Consider the following 15,788-nt stretch of genomic DNA (forward strand, 5'->3'; position numbering starts at 1 on the left):
GGACTCCCGGCCGCGAGGCTATTATAACATATGTCACACTGGAAGCCATGGTCATCAGCAGCTCAGCCATACAGACCCCTGGTATCGGATGCGGCGGACAGAGATGCTTACTTCGGACAAAGTCGTGGAACAGGCTCAGGCTTTGCAGGAAAAATACGGATTCCGGAACTTTAAGCTGAAAGGCGGCGTTCTGGACGGGGAAAAGAAAATGGAGACGATCAGAGCGCTGAAGAAGCACTTCCCCGAGGCAAGAATCAATATCGATCCCAACGGTGCATGGGGCCTTCGGGAAGCGATCAGACTGTGCAGTAACATGAAGAATGTCCTCACCTATATCGAAGATCCATGCGGCCCCGAAAACGGCTACAGCAGCCGTGAAATTATGTGCGAGTTTAAAAATGCGACTCATCTTCCGGTCGCAACCAATATGATTGCGACCGACTGGAGGCAATTTTATCATGCGGCGGCACTCAAATCCGTTGACATCGTGCTGGCGGACCCGCATTTCTGGGGAATGAACGGCACAGTGAGAATGGCACAGATTCTCAACGACTGGGGGCTGACTTGGGGGTCTCATTCCAACAACCATTTCGACATCACCCTGACCGTCTATGCCCATGTCACCGCTGCGGCGCCCGGAACTCCCACTCCTCTGGACACGCACTGGATCTGGCAGGACGGACAGAACCTCTGTGAAAATACTCCTGAAATCAGGGACGGATATCTGGAAGTTCCAAAAGCGCCCGGCCTTGGGATTCATCCCGATATGGAAAAATTATGGCGGCAAATGAGCTTTACAATAAGATCGAGTTCCATGACCGAAACGATGCCGTAGCGATGCAGTATTTGATTCCTAACTGGAAATTCGATCCCAAGAAGCCTGCTTTGGTAAGGTAAGCGATTTCTTTAAATGCGGGGTGTTGACTCTGGCTTCCCCGTGACAGGGTTGAAACCCGTTCGCTTTCCCGTTTATAATAAAAGCAGTGCCGGAAACCCGGCACTGCTTTTATTCCTATGATCTTTGTCCGGACAGCGTCCGAAATACAGCAAGTATTCGCGTGCTTTTCTTCTTGTATATCGCCATTAAAAATCCGTTCTTTCCTGGAAAGGGCACAAACGGCGAACAGATTGGAACCCTTTGTCAAGGGAGCATCCTGTAATCAGGTGAAAGGAAAATACTTATGAAAAAATTGATTCTGGTCCCGGATTCCTTTAAGGGAACGCTTAGCTCCCTGGAAATTTGCTCTGTTATGGAACAATGCATCCACGAGCACGACCCCTCGGCACAGGTCGTCGCGATCCCGGTCGCCGACGGCGGCGAGGGCAGCGTTGACGCCTTTCTGGCCGCCATGGGCGGCGAAAAGATTTCGGTTCCCTCAAAAGGGCCTTATATGGAGGATATCACCAGTTTTTACGGTCTTGTAGACAACGGTCGGACCGCGGTAATCGAAATGGCGGCCTGCGCCGGGCTTCCCCTCGCGGGCGGGCGGCTGGAGCCGGATAAAGCCACGACCTACGGCGTGGGCCTTCTGATGGCTGACGCCGCGAAACGCAGATGTAAAAGGATCATTATGGGTCTTGGAGGGAGTGTCACGAACGACCTCGGCACCGGAGCCGCCGCCGCGGCGGGAATCCGTTTCCTGGACAGTTCCGGCACAGCCTTTGTCCCCACCGGGGGAACCCTTTCCAAAATCGAACACATTGACTGCTCCGGCCTTTTGCCCGAACTTCGGGAGGCGGAAATCATCACAATGTGCGACATTGACAATCCGCTGTATGGGGAAACCGGAGCCGCCTTCGTCTTCGCCCCCCAAAAAGGAGCGGATGACCGGATGACTATATTTCTGGATGAGCAGCTCCGCGCCGCAGCCGAAACGATCCGCCGCGAGCTGAATGCCGATGTTTCGAATCTTCCCGGCGCGGGCGCGGCAGGCGGCATGGGCGGCGGCATGGCGGCCTTTTTCCGCTCCCGTCTTCAGATGGGCATAGAAACGGTGCTCGACACCGTGAGGTTCGAGGAGCTGCTGCAGGGTGCGGACATGGTGTTCAGCGGTGAAGGAAAAATAGACGCTCAGAGCTTGCGCGGAAAAGTCGTGATCGGCGTGGCAAGACGTGCTAAAAAGGCGGGAGTTCCCCTTGTTGCAGTGGTGGGAGACATCGCGGACGACATAGAAAGCGTCTATGAGAAGGGCGTTTCCGCCGTTTTCAGCATCAACCGCGTGGCGGTTCCTTTTTCTATTGCCAAAACCCGCAACCACCGGGACCTGCGGGACACCTTTGACAACATCCTGCACCTCATGGAATGCTGCTGATTTCACCGTGGGAAATGCTGACCGTAAAAATGGGGCTGTTGCAAAACGAAAGTTTTGCGGCAGCCTTTTCGCTATGTTGAAAAAGCCAGAACTTGTGGAGATTTTGTTGAAAACTTACTTCATGCAGAAGCAGAAGGGTAGCGTGATCCGCCGTATGCTCCACGTATCCGGCATGGTGCTGGACAACGCGAGCCCCGCCGTCCTGGGACACCTCTCGAAAAACATCCGCATCGCCGTGCTGAAATCCCCGATTGTGGACGAAGACGTGGGCGTTTGCGCCTCCATCCGCATCGTGAACCCGCAGAGCATGAAAAAAGAGGATTTTGTCCAGGAAGGGACCGGCACCGAAGAAATGCTGGATTTCCTCGCCGCCTGCCTTCGCTACGGGATCTCCGTCTGCGTCGCGGGCGCGACCAGCTCCGGCAAGACCACGCTCGCGGGATGGCTCTTATCGACTATCCCGGACAGCAAGCGGATTTTCACAATCGAAGACGGGAGTCGAGAACTGTCTCTGGTGAAAGAAAAGGACGGGAAAATCATCAACAGCGTCATTCACACCCTGACCCGCAGCAGCGACAGCGAAAAGCAGGACATCGATCAGGACATGCTGCTCGACATGGCGCTACGTTATAACCCGGAAGTGATCTGCGTCGGGGAAATGCGCTCCGCGGAAGCCTACGCTGCGCAGGAAGCCGCCCGCACCGGGCATACGGTGCTGACCACCCTCCACTCCAATAGCTGCGAAGCTACCTGGCGCAGGATGGTGACTCTCTGTAAGCGAAAGTACGATATGTCGGACGCAACCCTGATCGGTCTCGTGACCGAGGCGTTCCCGATCGTTGTGTTCACGAAACAGTTGGAAAGCAAGGAGCGTAAGATCATGGAAATCATGGAGTGTGAGATTCTCCCGGACGGGAGCCGCAACTATCGCTCCCTGTTTCGATTCCATATTAAAGAGAACCGCATGGAGGGCGACTGCTTCATCATCACAGGCGAGCATCAGCCGGGTCAGTGCGTTTCCGGCAGCCTGTGCCGGCACTTTCTGGAAAACGGGATGCCCCAGCAAGCCTTGAATCACATTCTCGAAAACTGGCCGGAGAAAGGAGCTCAATCGGCATGACTCTGCTTCAACTGATCGCCTGCGTCGGCATGACTGCCGGCGCTTTTCTTTTATTTCAGATTTCGCCCATGCAATTCACGGACGGGCTGTTTCGCTTCCTGACCCGAAAGCCCAAGAACATCCGGGACGAAATCAACGAGGTGACAAAACGGAAAAAGCGGTCTTTCCTGCGCCGCGAAATCATTGAGACGCAGAAGGTCCTTGCCATGACCGGGCAAAGCGAACGGTTTCCCATGGTGTGTATGGTTTCCCTGCTTCTCTTTGTTCTCGGCGTCTGCGTCGCAATTCTGATGCAGAATGGATTTCTCATTCCGGTCCTGGCGCTCGGCCTGATGCTGCTTCCGTTTTGGCAGATCCGGCTGACCTCCGTCCATTACAGGAGGAACGTAGCAGCCGAGCTGGAAACGGCTCTGTCCATTATCACCACTGCCTACCTCCGCCATGAGGATATCCTGACTGCCGTGGAGGAAAACATCGACTACCTGAACCCGCCGGTTCGCAGAGTGTTTGCGGAATTCCTGACCCGCCTGAAGCTCGTCGATCCGGACGTAGAAACAGCCATCGAAGACATGAAACCAAAAATCCAGAACGATGTGTTTCACGAATGGTGCGACGCGATTTCTTCCTGCCAGTACGACCGGAACCTCAAGACCACCCTGACGCCGATCGTGAACAATCTGTCGGACACGCGCACCGTCAACGCCGAGCTGGACTACCTCGTAGCGGAGCCACGCAAGGAATTTGCAATGATGGTGTTACTGGTAATCGGGAATATCCCGATCCTGTATTTTCTCAATAAGGACTGGTATGCGGCGCTGATGTTCACTCCTGTGGGACAGGGAACGCTTGCCGTCTGCGCCGCAGTCATCTTCTTTTCCGTCGCCCGCGTCATCCGGCTGACGAAACCGATCGAGTACAAACGATAAAAACCTTCCTCATTCCCTGATTGACAACAGAAAAAAACAATGATATACTGAAAACAAAGAAACAAAGAAATATGTATATCTTTGAAAAATTTAGCATATCATAAGGAGGAAGCAGTTATGTTTGCAGCTTCAGGGAGTGAGTCAAAGATGGAAAGAAAAATCATACGTGTTTCCATGAAGCGTCAGGTGACGCTTCCACAAAAATATTTTGAAGTCCTTGGATTCCAAAGCGAAGCGGAGTGTGTCCTGCAGGATGACGGCATTCTGATCCGTCCTGTCCGGGATTCTGGAGGGGATGATTTTTCCGAACAGATCCTGGCCGACTTGATTTCACAGGGAATTTCCGGGCAGGAGCTTTTGGACAAATTTAAGGAGCAGAGCAAAAAGGTTCATCCCGCCATCAAAAAGCTCATTGCGGAGGCGGATTCTCTTGCCGAAAGCGATCAGGGAAAAAAAACGCTTGACGAGATTTTTGGCACGGAGGATTAACGGATGTATGAGTTGCGCTTTACGGGAGCCTCCGAAAGGTATTTCAAAAAAATCCGGGAAAAAGGGCTGAAGCTCGCTTATCGAAATGCTTTGGAAAAGATCAGAAAAGATCCATACATCGGGGAGCTGAAAACCGGAGATCTCACAGGGATTTATGGATTTGATGTTTTCTACAACAAGACGAACTATGAGATTGCGTATCGGGTCTACGAGGAAGAAAACAAATTGATTGTGGTAATCCTTGCCGGAACCAGAGAAAACTTCTATCAGGAACTGAAGCGTTATATGAAATAGCAAGTTTTATCCTTACAAAAAAGAATACAAACGATCAGACCGTCGCAGAGATGCGGCGGTTTTTCTTTGCCTATTTACAATTGGAGGTGACAAACATTGCCCTCTTTGCTGATTCTATTTGCGGTCCCGCTCACGGCGGGGCTGTTTTTTATTCTTGCCGACGCGCTGAGACTGCCGACCCTGGGGGCGGCAAAAGCAATGCTGAACGCCGGGAAACGGGAGAAAAAAGCGTCCAAAACGATGGACGCATATCTCATGACCACCGCCGTAAAGCTCTCGAAGTTCATCCGATTAGATGAATACAAAAGAATCAGACTGCAAAACAACCTCAGCGCGGCGGGATACAGCATGACACCGGAGGTCTACACAGCCTATGCCTTCGTAAAAGCCGGGGCAATCCTGCTTTGCGTGGTTCCATGTCTGTTCCTCTTTCCGCTGCTTTCCGTACTGATTGTTTTTCTCGCCGTCCTTGTCTATTTTAAGGAAATCCGCAAAGCGGATGAGCAGCTTAGTTTCAAGCGGGAGCAGATCGAAGGCGAGCTGCCCCGCTTTGTGGCGTCGATTGAACAGACACTAAAGAGCAGCCGCGATGTCCTTGCCCTGATGGAACGGTATAAGAAGAACGCCGGACCTGAATTCTCCCACGAATTGGACGTCGTGACGGCCGACATGCGCTCTTCAAGTTATGAGGCGGCGCTGGTCCGGTTTGAGGCACGGCTACTTAATCGCATCCATGCCATCTAACATGATGACTTTTCCATTCTTGTCTTGATAATTGATGGATTCAAATGTTACGGGAAGGTAGGCCATTACCGCAGACATTACCAGCGCAATAATCAATAAAACCATGACGCGGCATGATTTTAACACACGTTTCATTTCCAACCAATAGATACGCATATGTTATTTTCCCTCCTTGTCAATATCCTCTTGCGGGAATAGCCACAAATACAAATCTTCCAAGCGTGGGGGAGCCATAACGGAGTTGCTGATTTTTGCTTCATCGGCCAAGTAGCGAATTGACACCTGATTGTTGTCCTCGCCGCGCTGGTTGATAATACGTAACTGCATTTCATACATCGGCAGGCACTATGCAAGTCCAGACTTTTCCCATGACTTGCTTCACTAATGCGTCCGTTGTGCCAACATCGAGAATTTTGCCAGCTTTCATAATCGCGTTTTTTGTGGCGATATACTCAATATCAGACACAATATGTGTTGAAATAAGAACAATGCGGCCATGGGAAAATTCTGAGATAAAATTGCGGAAGTGAACCCGCTCGCCGGGATCAAGACCAGCGGTTGGTTCATCCATAACAAGAATTTCGGGGTCGTTCAGCATCGCTTGTGCAATCCCGACCCGGTGCTTCATGCCCCCGGATAGTTTCACAATTTTTTTGTTCTTAACATCGGAAAGGGTAAGGGTATCAAGCAGGCTAAGATGCGGAGAATGGAAAATTCCGTAGGGGTCAGAGAAACAGGCTTATTATCAACAAGGCAGTCATGCGTTTTTGTATTCACTTCCAGATCGGAATAGGAAAGAACCGGGCTTATATCCGTTTCCTCTTTAGAAGAATTGTACTTTTTGTACCTGCGCAACTGCGCCTTTACTCTGGTAACCAATTCGAGAGGGCGGAACGGTTTTGTGATATAATCGTCAGCGCCTAAAGTTAAGCCCGTGATTTTATCGGTTTCCTCATCTTTGGCCGTCAGCATAATAATCGGAAAAGTATATTTTTCGCGGATTTTTTGGCAAAGGGAAAAACCGTTTACCTCCGGCATCATAATATCCAGAATAGCAAGGTCAAGCTCCGTGGTTTCTACGCAAGCGAGTGCTTCCTTTGCCGAATAATACTTAAATACGGTATAAGTTTCATTTTGCAGATATACTTCTATTAAGTCAGCAATATCGTGTTCGTCGTCGACAACGAGAATTTTATTATCCATGGATACCATTCCTTTCCAGAAGATAGAGTACAATAAAGTTCGCAATTTAAAAAAGGCATAGAAAAGCCATTGGGGCTCCGGTAAAATGAATGGTGTCGAGACATTCAAAAAAGGAGAGGAACCCAATGGCTCAAGGAAAGACTACCACAGGTCTCACGGAATTGCTACTGAAATGTATGGCAGAACCCGACCCCATGCTCAGCATGCTGGAATGGCTCTGCGCCCAGTTGATGGAAGCGGAGGTATCCGGTCTTGTCGGATCTGAGAAAAATGCGCACAATCCGTCCCGCAGCGACTATCGCTGCGGATACCGGCCCCGGCGTCTGGATACCCGAATGGGCACGATGTATCTCATGATTCCAAAGCTCCGCAACTGCGGGTATGTTCCTTTCTTCATCACCGAGCGCAAGCGCAGCGAAGCGGCGTTGATTCAAGTGGTACAGGAGGCGTTCGTTCAGGGCGTATCCACCCGGAAGATGGAGAAGCTGGCGCGGAGTCTGGGGATTGAAACTCTCTCCCGCAGTCAGGTCAGCGAGATGACAAAAGGACTGAACGGGCAGGTACAGAAGTTCCGCAGCCGTTCTCTCGCAGATTCCGGCTATCCGGTGCTCTGGACGGACGCCTTATACGAAAAAGTCCGCGTGGATGGGCGCGTAGTCAGCATGGCGATCCTGATCGTCTGTGGCGTCAACGAACAGGGGTGCAAGGTTCACTTCATGCGGAACATTCTGTCACGTGCCGCAGAAGGAAAAGGAAACCTTCGCAGCTCAGCTCAAGGAAATCTGGCTGACGCCTTGCGCCGAGCTGGCCCGGCAGCGCGCAGAACAGCTGTCGAAGCAATACGGAAAGCGGTTCCCAAGGGCGATTGAGCTTCTGGAGGATGGACTGGAGGATTCTCTGGCCTTCTATGCGTTTCCAGACCTCGACGCCCGCAAAATTTCGTCCACCAATATGCTCGAATGGCTCAACAAGGAAATCCGCCGCAGAACCAATGTCGTCGGTATATTTCCCAACTCGGATTCCTACCTGCGGCTGGTGACCACTTATCTCATGGAATTTGCCGACGATTGGTCTGTTTCCCGAGCGTATTTAAACCCAATATCCGTCCGCGCATTGCTACATAATGCCGCGTAATTCATTTTTCGGAGCCCTCAAATTGCGAACTTCTCTTGACACAGCCTTCCAGAATAGTTCAGTATTGTATCATTATATCAAGATAAGATGTTCTAATTATAATTTTTAGCATGAGAAATTATTAAGAACTTCTTAATGATACCAATAAGATACGGCAGAATCCGGTGTCAGCGGCCATGGTTCAAAAAAAGTCAATACAAATTAAAAATAATTCCGTGCAACCCCCTCACTTTTTTCCCTATAGAAGTGAGGGGATTTTTATATCCTCCCATCGCTCTTTGAAAAAAGAACATTCCGGCAACTGAAATACAGCAACTGTCCAGCCGCGCAAACAGATGAAACACGGCAGCGACGAGATGGGTGCGCCACGACTCCCTGCGGAATCTATTCCGCCAAGACGATGGCATCGAAGGACACGAGCGACAACACCTGATCTGAAAACAGCCTGTGGTGGGCTGTATCGCCAAGAAATGGACAGGGCTAACGACACTTCCGCCTATCCACAGACATCGCAATGGGGGCGGCCCGCAGAGATCCTGCAGGAGGCAAGTAGACCTATGGAGCCTGTAAAAACCGACAGGCCGTTTCAGTTGACTGCCAAGCTCCGAGCCATGCTCCGGGAAGGTGTGCCGAACAGGAGCAAAAAGCTAAATTAAAAAACAACTAGAATTTTGATTCCAGATACTGCGCGCCGGGGTATTTTTGTGCCCGGCGCGTCCATGTGGGATCAAAATCGGCATTAACTCAATGTTATAGGAGGCGATTCACCCATGTCACATCCTTATTCATCCCTAAAAAGGGGACAAATTTATTGCGCCGACCTGAATCCTGTGGTCGGCTCAGAGCAGGGAGGGACCAGACCAGTACTGGTCCTTCAAAATGACATCGGCAACCGCTACAGCCCGACTACCATCGTAGCGGCAATCACCAGCCAACTCAATAAAACCATGCTCCCTACCCATGTACCGCTGAATGGGCGAAGCTGTGGTCTGGACAAAAATTCCGTTGTCCTCCTGGAGCAGGTTAGAACCATGGACCGATCGAGACTGAAGGAATACAAAGGATACCTTCCTCAGTCAGTCATGATAACCGTTGACAAAGCCATGTCCATCAGCTTCGGATTGAATTCTGTCCCATTAGCGGCCCACCAATACCAGTATCAGGGGATGGTGTTATGAAGCAAATACAAGCCCCTGTTAAAGGAATCGAAGATTTACCTCTGTTTTTCAATCCAAGCCAACTCGCTCCCGTTTTGGGCATCAGCAAAGATACAGCTTACCGGCTTGCTATGAAAAAAGGGTTCCCAAGCGCCCGGATCGGCAAACGGATCATCATTCATCGTGAAAAATTCATCGAATGGGCGGACACCCATTTCTCCGGAATTTAAAGCTTTGGAAAGGAGCCGCAAAAATGTCCAGACGAACAAGAGGCGAAGGCAGCATCTTTCAGCGCAAGGATAAGAGATGGACTGCTCAGTTCTACATCAACGGTGAAAAGAAAACTAAAACATATCGAAACCAGGCGGAAGCAAAGGAGAAGCTGCTGGAAGTCAAGAATGCCCTTCGTCAGGGGAACTATTGCGATCCGCACGGAATGACGATTGGCGAATGGTTCGATGAATGGCTGGAAAACTACGCAAGACCATCCATAAAGCTTTCCACCTATATCAGTTACGAAACCTATGTCCGCGCCCATATCAAGCCTGCCATCGGACAGGTAAAGATGAAAGACCTGAACGTAGAACTCCTGCAGCATTTTATCACCGGTAAGAGCCGGTCTGGTCGCGCAGATAACCGCAAGGGCGGGCTATCCGCCAAAACCATCAAAAATATCCTGATTATGCTTCACGAGGCGCTAAAGCAGGCGGTTGAAAACGGTCTGATCCCCCGGAACTATGCGCCGAGGGAGTACACCCACCCAAAGCTGAAGAAAAGGAAATGCGGGTCCTTAGCCGTGAAGAACAGCAGGCGCTGATGAAAGTCTGCAGGGAGTCGGGTAATCCCGCATGCTTCGGGATCATTTTTGCTCTATTTACCGGTGTCAGGATTGGAGAGTTACTGGGGCTCAGATGGAACAGCGTGGACTTTGCAAACCATAATTTCTCTGTTAAGGTATCCCTGAACCGCCTGAAAACATTTGATGAGAACTCCCCAACCGCTACAACTTTGGAGCCGAGAACACCAAAAACAAAAAACTCCAAGCGAAACATTGACATCATTGACGAACTATACGTAGACCTCGTTGAGCATAAGAGACAGCAGGATGAGATAACCGCCGAATTTCCGGGCTACAACCCGCAAAGCTATGTCTTCGTGACTGCCGAGGGGAATCGGTTTGACCCACGAACGTTTCAGGATCTATTTCACCGAGAAGTCAAAGCGGCCGAAATTAAGAACGCGAATTTTCACTGCCTGCGTCATACCTTTGCAACACGGTCCATAGAAAACGGAATGGATATTCTGGTACTTTCCAAGGTCCTCGGCCATGCTAAACCATCCACGACGCTGAATATGTATGGCCATGTGCTCACCGAGCATAAAAAGGACAGCATGCAGAAAATCAGCAGCCTGTACTCCACGCCAATCTCAACCGTAAAGCAACAGGAGCAGGATAAAGGGCTCGTTCTCAGCTTATAATTATTTAAAATGAAAGAAATCGTTTGACTGTCAATGGCTGTCAAAAAACAGGCTGCCAGGAAAATTTCTTCTCCGGCAGCCACCATTGTGTTCCTTTAAAAAAAGCAGTCAAAAAGAATGGCTGTCAAAATGACTGTCAAAAACGGATTTTTGACAGCTTAAGAAAAAAAGAAAAAGCCCAGAAGCCGCATGGCTACTGGGTTTTTTGTGGCGGGTGGCAGTAATTGAGATAATGCCTAAAAAGCTTGTTTTCAATGGATTTCCAATTTATACTCTCTAAGTTTTACTGATTTTGGGCGAGATTCGGAAAATTTTAAGTCTGTGCAGAAAAGATAGTCCACTCCCACGCACTTGCCTGCATGTTGAGAGATTCAAAATGACGAAATGCTCCGAGATGATCGGAGACTTTATCCGGTATACATGGAATGTAATGATTTTTCCGTGATGCTTCGAATATCCCAGCACAAGTACTTGTCCTCATTATAGAACATGGCGTTGGATGCAGAAAACTATCAAGCCTTCTATATTTGATGCAGGACTTTTTCTATAAACATACGCGTTACAAATACATCAAATTGCGTACCGGCATTTCGTTTAAGTTCCTCAATTACTTCCTTCTGATCCAATTTTTTATGATATTGCCGTGGATTAATCATTGAGTCATACGCATCTGCTACCGTCAAAATTTTTGCGGGCAAAGGTATATCCTCTCCAGATAACCCTTGGGGATATCCTTGCCCATCAATACGCTCATGATGGCATAGGACATACTGTGCCGCCTGTGCAAATTCTGCGGAAGACTTTAAAATTTGGTAACCCTTTTCTGGATGACGCTTCAGCTCAACCCATTCATCCTCTGTTAGTGGCATAGTTTTTAGCAAGATTTTTTTGTTTACGCTGATCTTCCCAATATCATGAAAAAAGCCAGCGGTTGCAATATCATTTGTCGTTTCTTTATCCAAGTCCATCGCGCGAGCGATTTCTCGACATAGCTCTCCAACTCTATGGTTATGTGCTTCTTCCTCTTTATTGCTGCTAAAAAAAGAGTGGGCAATAACCTGGATCGTTTTACTTCGCATTGTGCTGCTTTCTTTAAGCTTGCGCTGGTACATTGCATTCTCTGCTTCACTAAAAACATTATAGATATCTTGCGCTGATGAGCTTTTTGTTGCAGATCCAAAGGATACAGACAAAATTCCATTTTCATAATTCTCCGCAAGCATAGCCTTTTTGATTCGGCCGATCATCTTTTCAGCCGTTTCTTGCTCGGTTTTGGGGAGCAGAAATATAAACTCATCCCCGCCGATTCTGGCAATAATATCATCACCCCGGCATGCCTTCTTCAAAATATTGGCTGCACAAATCAGGAGCTTGTCCCCCTCCAGATGGCCAAAAGCGTCATTGGTCAGTTTCAGACCATTGACGTCAGCCATTACCAGTGTGATAGGTAGATTTCTCTGTGTATCCAGCCGCTTTAGCTCTTCTTCATAGAAGCGCCGGTTATAAAGCCCTGTAAGCTGGTCGTGATAACTCAGATGCAAAATATCTTGCTCTGCACGTTTGCGCTCTTCAATATTCCGACTGATTCCAATAATCTCTATTTCATTTTTGGCATTGTAGCGGCACTTTGCAGAAAGCTCCACCCATGTTCGCTCTCCATTTTTACAGATAGTTTGTATTTCAATCAAATGAGGCTCGTTCTTTTCGTTACCTTCTAAAAACCGTTTGACTTTTTTCTGCAATCTTTCTTCTGCCTCCAACAAGAATTCTGCTGGAATGAGCTTTCGAAAATCGAGCGTTAAAAATTCTTCCGGAAGATAGCCCAACATGCTAAATACAGAAGGACTGACATAAGTTGGCTTTTGTTTTGTATAGTTTAAAACCCAGATCATATCCATCGAAAATTCCATAATCAGTCGATATTGTTCTTCGTTGGCTTTTAAAGCCTCTGTTGCCTTCTTCTGATCTGTAATATCAACAATGAAATATAAAATAGCTGGATTACCCTTCCAGTCCACACAAATGCCGTTCGCCTCAAGCCAAACAAATTTACCGTCTCTCCGGACCGATTTATACTGTGCTTTATTTCCAATCTTCTGCCCCGAAAGTCTCAAGTGATAGGCCTCTTCTGCTTGCGTACGATTATCCAAATGAAACAGATCCAGAAAAGGCTTGTTAAGCATTTCCTCTTCTGAATATTGAAACATCTTCTGTACCATAGGGTTGCAGAATCGCACCAGACCGCTTTCGACAATCAGAATACTTTCAGACGCATTTTCAAATATCAAACGATTAGAGATCTCACCCTGCTTTTCGCTCGTTATATCTAAGAAACTGACTCCAAAATAGTATTGGTCAAGAGGGTATGTGTAGATGCGGTACCATGACCCAGTATCCTTAACATAACGTTCATATCCTGCAGTCTGAGAAGCAAAAGTATTTTTTATGTCATTTACGATCCAGTCAAACCATCTGTTGCAAATTTCCAGGTCAATTTCAGAAATTAATTTCCGAACAATCTTATCACGACTTACTCCTGACAGTCTTTCAAACGCTGGATTCGCATCAAATATTGCAACATTGGAAGGAACTGCTTCGCCGCTTTTGATAATTTCAAAAACGATCGATGCTACTGGCGATTGCTGAATCATTACCTCATATAAGTTTTTCTCCATATTGTCCCTCCTAAATCCAAAAGTGTTTGAGATAACAAGGAGCTAAAGCTCGCTTTTTTGAATGTATTCATTGTATCACTTTGAAGTTAAGACGTATACTCAATTTTATTGTACAGATCAGTGTGGACAGCACCTGGGATAATCATCGGCGCCCTGTTGTCACTGGTCCACTTTGCAAAAGCGTCCTTACCGAAGTAGCAGAAATGTGCCTTTTCACCGTGGCCAACCAATACCGAGCTGTAAATTCCCTAAGTGTACGGCAAATTCGGTATATCGACCTTGACCTTGTCTGGGAGCTTGTTTCCCTGCAACGCCGGTGCTCATCAGGTGACAATTCGCACAAGCGCAAAGGGTGTATATCCGTCGAACCGCTTCTTTGCAAAAAGATTATATGGAGCTATGGAGTCGGGTATCCGATGTATTCAAACAGCTTGTAACGGTAGTAGCGCTATAACGAAAGCGGGGAGCGGCGACAATTTGCCTTCGCTCCCCGTTATTTACCTGAAATATATTCTGAATTTTTAGGACCAAGCCCATTAATAAGGCGCCAGAGAATACAGATATGAGTACAAAATCCAAATAATCACAATCACTGTCAACGCAATTACCGATGATATGATAAATCCTTTGCTTTTCTTTTTTTCTTTTTATTCGATAAATTAACCCTATCAGTGAAATTATTATAAGACACATACCCAATGCCACTTTTATCACCCCTCCAGATCGGTAATCACCCACAAAGCACCGTTAAATATCTATCTTGGCAATCATGACGAACAAGGCCAATACGATTGCCGTCCCGTGCAAACAAGATATTGGGAAATGTCTCCTCAAACCAGACCGTGCCGCCGTTCCAGTCCTTCGTGATATAGGCCGGGATGTTGGCCGGTCTTATTTCATGATTTCCGTAGATACAGAGAATCGTCGGCTTGAAGCAGTGGAGCTCCGTTTTCATCGCTATGTCACGCTCATCAAGGCAGAAGTTGGCTCCTACATCGCCGAGGATCACGACGGTATCGGCAGCCGTCAGATTGAACCGCTTGCAGAACCGCACGACCTCGAATGCCGAACCGTGAGTGTCCCCAGTAAAGTAAACCATTTGGATCGCAACCTTTCCGAGACTATTATATCAGCCTATCTGCCCGAAATCTTGGACACACAGAAAACATAATCACTTTTCCAAAAACATATTCACTATGAAACTGCGCAAAAATAAACCAGCAGTCAAAACCATGACTCCCAGTCGATTGTTTTCTCCGGGAGGTGCGCTAAAATTCTTATCGATCCGTGCGTGTCAGGATGGATTTGTGGTCGCGCAGCGATATTTTCATTGCTTTTACCGTGTCGGTGATGACCATCCTTTCATAATCGCTGCAATCTGTCAGGAGCATCGTGATCTCTTGACTGGCAGCCATGACGGAGCCGGTGAGCTGCTCAGCAAGGAGAATGTCCGCCGGGATGTCCAGCGCGTTTGCAATTTGTACGAAGGTGTCGAGGCTCATGCTCTTTTTCCCGTTTTCTATGTAGCTGACATAAGTGGGAGATTTGTCTATCAGCTCCGAGAAGACCAACTGGGATATGTTGTTTCGCTTTCTGATGATCATGATTCGGCGTCCGATCGCGCGATAGTTTAGACTCATAATAAGAACCTCCAAAATAAAAATGTCGGTTCCATTATAATGTCAAGGCTATATGATAATCCTCTCTTTATATCAATTTAGTCCGCAGTTGATATAATTGAGATTATAAAATAGTCTGCGCATTAAGTTGAGAGGGGTGAGACGATGGCAGGGCGCGATACAACGGAGAGTCAGGTGATCGGCTCACGGATCAGAGGGGCTCGGATTAAGAACGGCATGAGCCAAGCGGAACTGGCGGTGAAGTCCAACATTTCCTTGCCGCATATCAGCGACATAGAGCTTGGGAAAAGCAATATGATGCTCACCTCGTTCATTCGGATTACTGAAGCCTTGCAGGTGTCCGCCGATTCATTGCTCCGGCCGAATGTGCCGGGCGTAACGAGCCTCTATGAGAGCGAGTTTTCGGAGATCCTCAATGACTGTACTCCATCGCAGATGGATTCCCTCTTGAAAATCGTCCGGGAACTGAAGCAGACCATGTGTAAAAAAGAAGAAGAATAACATCTACCAAAGCGGGTTGGAGTGATCCAATCCGTTTTTTTATTTCAAATCTAAACCAGAGGTCAACATCTTGACTTCTGGTTTATTTCTTTCTTAGCCTCCAGTTTATATAAT

The 15,788-nt window shown here is 48.1% G+C and carries 16 protein-coding genes and 3 pseudogenes; 13 read left to right on the plus strand and 6 right to left on the minus strand.

The genetic code is table 11. The features are described from left to right. Window positions 1-103: 103 nt before the first annotated feature. The 7 genes and pseudogenes from VXK30_RS14255 to VXK30_RS14285 all read left to right on the plus strand — a co-directional run bounded on the left by VXK30_RS14255 (window position 104) and on the right by VXK30_RS14285 (window position 5,885). A complete protein-coding gene (locus tag VXK30_RS14255) occupies window positions 104-835 on the plus strand; it encodes an enolase C-terminal domain-like protein (protein WP_442867957.1) in 732 nt (243 codons plus the stop codon). Between the two features lie 346 nt (window positions 836-1,181). Next, window positions 1,182-2,312 carry a glycerate kinase family protein gene (locus VXK30_RS14260; protein ID WP_275713636.1) on the plus strand — a complete coding sequence of 377 codons (1,131 nt, stop codon included), beginning with the start codon at window positions 1,182-1,184 and terminating at the stop codon, window positions 2,310-2,312. A 139-nt stretch (window positions 2,313-2,451) separates the two neighbouring features. Beyond that, window positions 2,452-3,432: pseudogene (locus tag VXK30_RS14265) on the plus strand (ATPase, T2SS/T4P/T4SS family); the annotation flags it as partial. Continuing rightward, entirely contained in the window at window positions 3,429-4,358 is a 930-nt protein-coding gene (locus VXK30_RS14270; protein WP_275713635.1) for a type II secretion system F family protein, read from the plus strand. The pseudogene VXK30_RS14265 and the gene VXK30_RS14270, both read left to right, overlap by 4 nt. A 147-nt stretch (window positions 4,359-4,505) precedes the next feature. Next, entirely contained in the window at window positions 4,506-4,847 is a 342-nt protein-coding gene (locus tag VXK30_RS14275) for an AbrB/MazE/SpoVT family DNA-binding domain-containing protein (protein WP_275713634.1), read from the plus strand. A 3-nt stretch (window positions 4,848-4,850) separates the two neighbouring features. Beyond that, the gene (locus tag VXK30_RS14280; protein ID WP_275713633.1) at window positions 4,851-5,141 is read left to right on the plus strand and encodes a type II toxin-antitoxin system RelE/ParE family toxin; all 291 of its coding nucleotides are present in this window, start codon (window positions 4,851-4,853) and stop codon (window positions 5,139-5,141) included. Between the two features lie 96 nt (window positions 5,142-5,237). Beyond that, the gene (locus VXK30_RS14285) at window positions 5,238-5,885 is read left to right on the plus strand and encodes a secretion protein F (protein ID WP_329493597.1); all 648 of its coding nucleotides are present in this window, start codon (window positions 5,238-5,240) and stop codon (window positions 5,883-5,885) included. Here the strand turns inward: VXK30_RS14285 and VXK30_RS14290 are convergent. The 3 genes and pseudogenes from VXK30_RS14290 to VXK30_RS14300 form a co-directional block, all read right to left on the minus strand. Then, the gene (locus VXK30_RS14290) at window positions 5,859-6,041 is read right to left on the minus strand and encodes a hypothetical protein (protein ID WP_275713632.1); all 183 of its coding nucleotides are present in this window, start codon (window positions 6,039-6,041) and stop codon (window positions 5,859-5,861) included. The genes VXK30_RS14285 and VXK30_RS14290 overlap by 27 nt on opposite strands. 172 nt (window positions 6,042-6,213) lie before the next feature. Next, entirely contained in the window at window positions 6,214-6,531 is a 318-nt protein-coding gene (locus VXK30_RS17220; RefSeq protein ID WP_442867956.1) for an ATP-binding cassette domain-containing protein, read from the minus strand. Between the two features lie 193 nt (window positions 6,532-6,724). Further along, window positions 6,725-7,088, minus strand: a pseudogene (locus VXK30_RS14300) (response regulator transcription factor); the annotation flags it as partial. Window positions 7,089-7,213: 125 nt separating this feature from the next. Between VXK30_RS14300 and VXK30_RS14305 the strand changes: the two are divergent. The 5 genes and pseudogenes from VXK30_RS14305 (at window position 7,214) to VXK30_RS14325 (ending at window position 10,858) form a co-directional block, all read left to right on the plus strand. Beyond that, window positions 7,214-8,222 (plus strand): annotated as a pseudogene (locus tag VXK30_RS14305) (transposase). 770 nt (window positions 8,223-8,992) lie between these two features. Further along, window positions 8,993-9,400, plus strand: a complete 408-nt coding sequence (locus tag VXK30_RS14310; protein WP_275713631.1) for a type II toxin-antitoxin system PemK/MazF family toxin — start codon at window positions 8,993-8,995, stop codon at window positions 9,398-9,400. Next, window positions 9,397-9,609: a helix-turn-helix domain-containing protein gene (locus tag VXK30_RS14315; RefSeq protein ID WP_275713630.1), complete on the plus strand. Its 213-nt coding sequence runs from the start codon at window positions 9,397-9,399 to the stop codon at window positions 9,607-9,609. The genes VXK30_RS14310 and VXK30_RS14315 overlap by 4 nt, the downstream gene beginning before the upstream one ends. A gap of 23 nt (window positions 9,610-9,632) precedes the next feature. Continuing rightward, window positions 9,633-10,196: an N-terminal phage integrase SAM-like domain-containing protein gene (locus tag VXK30_RS14320; RefSeq protein ID WP_275713629.1), complete on the plus strand. Its 564-nt coding sequence runs from the start codon at window positions 9,633-9,635 to the stop codon at window positions 10,194-10,196. Next, window positions 10,196-10,858: a tyrosine-type recombinase/integrase gene (locus VXK30_RS14325; protein WP_275713628.1), complete on the plus strand. Its 663-nt coding sequence runs from the start codon at window positions 10,196-10,198 to the stop codon at window positions 10,856-10,858. Before VXK30_RS14320 ends, VXK30_RS14325 begins: the two co-directional genes overlap by 1 nt. 521 nt (window positions 10,859-11,379) lie before the next feature. Here VXK30_RS14325 and VXK30_RS14330 read toward each other — a convergent pair. The 3 genes from VXK30_RS14330 to VXK30_RS14340 form a co-directional block, all read right to left on the minus strand. Then, on the minus strand, window positions 11,380-13,533 hold the full coding sequence (locus tag VXK30_RS14330) for a PAS domain S-box protein (RefSeq protein WP_275713627.1): 2,154 nt from the start codon (window positions 13,531-13,533) through the stop codon (window positions 11,380-11,382). Between the two features lie 730 nt (window positions 13,534-14,263). Then, complete coding sequence (locus VXK30_RS14335; RefSeq protein ID WP_195377203.1) at window positions 14,264-14,632, minus strand: metallophosphoesterase family protein; 369 nt, start codon at window positions 14,630-14,632, stop codon at window positions 14,264-14,266. Between the two features lie 178 nt (window positions 14,633-14,810). Then, window positions 14,811-15,173 carry a helix-turn-helix domain-containing protein gene (locus VXK30_RS14340; protein WP_275713626.1) on the minus strand — a complete coding sequence of 121 codons (363 nt, stop codon included), beginning with the start codon at window positions 15,171-15,173 and terminating at the stop codon, window positions 14,811-14,813. 144 nt (window positions 15,174-15,317) lie between these two features. Here VXK30_RS14340 and VXK30_RS14345 point away from each other — a divergent pair, with 144 nt between their 5' ends. Beyond that, window positions 15,318-15,674 (plus strand): helix-turn-helix domain-containing protein, encoded by a 357-nt coding sequence (locus tag VXK30_RS14345; RefSeq protein WP_195377202.1) that lies wholly within the window; start codon window positions 15,318-15,320, stop codon window positions 15,672-15,674. Window positions 15,675-15,788: the final 114 nt, after the last annotated feature.

Origin of the sequence: Caproiciproducens sp. CPB-2 (genome assembly GCF_036287215.1) — a bacterium.
Lineage (GTDB): Bacteria > Bacillota > Clostridia > Oscillospirales > Acutalibacteraceae > Caproiciproducens.

Excerpts from the sequence above, each read along its gene's own strand:
- VXK30_RS14330 (WP_275713627.1), bottom strand. The coding sequence starts at position 13,533 with ATGGAGAAAAACTTATATGAGGTAATGATTCAGCAATCGCCAGTAGCA.
- VXK30_RS14280 (WP_275713633.1), top strand. The coding sequence starts at position 4,851 with ATGTATGAGTTGCGCTTTACGGGAGCCTCCGAAAGGTATTTCAAAAAA.
- VXK30_RS14345 (WP_195377202.1), top strand. The coding sequence starts at position 15,318 with ATGGCAGGGCGCGATACAACGGAGAGTCAGGTGATCGGCTCACGGATC.
- VXK30_RS14325 (WP_275713628.1), top strand. The coding sequence starts at position 10,196 with ATGAAAGTCTGCAGGGAGTCGGGTAATCCCGCATGCTTCGGGATCATT.
- VXK30_RS14335 (WP_195377203.1), bottom strand. The coding sequence starts at position 14,632 with ATGGTTTACTTTACTGGGGACACTCACGGTTCGGCATTCGAGGTCGTG.
- VXK30_RS14320 (WP_275713629.1), top strand. The coding sequence starts at position 9,633 with ATGTCCAGACGAACAAGAGGCGAAGGCAGCATCTTTCAGCGCAAGGAT.
- VXK30_RS14255 (WP_442867957.1), top strand. The coding sequence starts at position 104 with ATGCTTACTTCGGACAAAGTCGTGGAACAGGCTCAGGCTTTGCAGGAA.
- VXK30_RS14260 (WP_275713636.1), top strand. The coding sequence starts at position 1,182 with ATGAAAAAATTGATTCTGGTCCCGGATTCCTTTAAGGGAACGCTTAGC.
- VXK30_RS14340 (WP_275713626.1), bottom strand. The coding sequence starts at position 15,173 with ATGAGTCTAAACTATCGCGCGATCGGACGCCGAATCATGATCATCAGA.
- VXK30_RS14290 (WP_275713632.1), bottom strand. The coding sequence starts at position 6,041 with ATGCGTATCTATTGGTTGGAAATGAAACGTGTGTTAAAATCATGCCGC.
- VXK30_RS14315 (WP_275713630.1), top strand. The coding sequence starts at position 9,397 with ATGAAGCAAATACAAGCCCCTGTTAAAGGAATCGAAGATTTACCTCTG.
- VXK30_RS14270 (WP_275713635.1), top strand. The coding sequence starts at position 3,429 with ATGACTCTGCTTCAACTGATCGCCTGCGTCGGCATGACTGCCGGCGCT.
- VXK30_RS14310 (WP_275713631.1), top strand. The coding sequence starts at position 8,993 with ATGTCACATCCTTATTCATCCCTAAAAAGGGGACAAATTTATTGCGCC.
- VXK30_RS14275 (WP_275713634.1), top strand. The coding sequence starts at position 4,506 with ATGGAAAGAAAAATCATACGTGTTTCCATGAAGCGTCAGGTGACGCTT.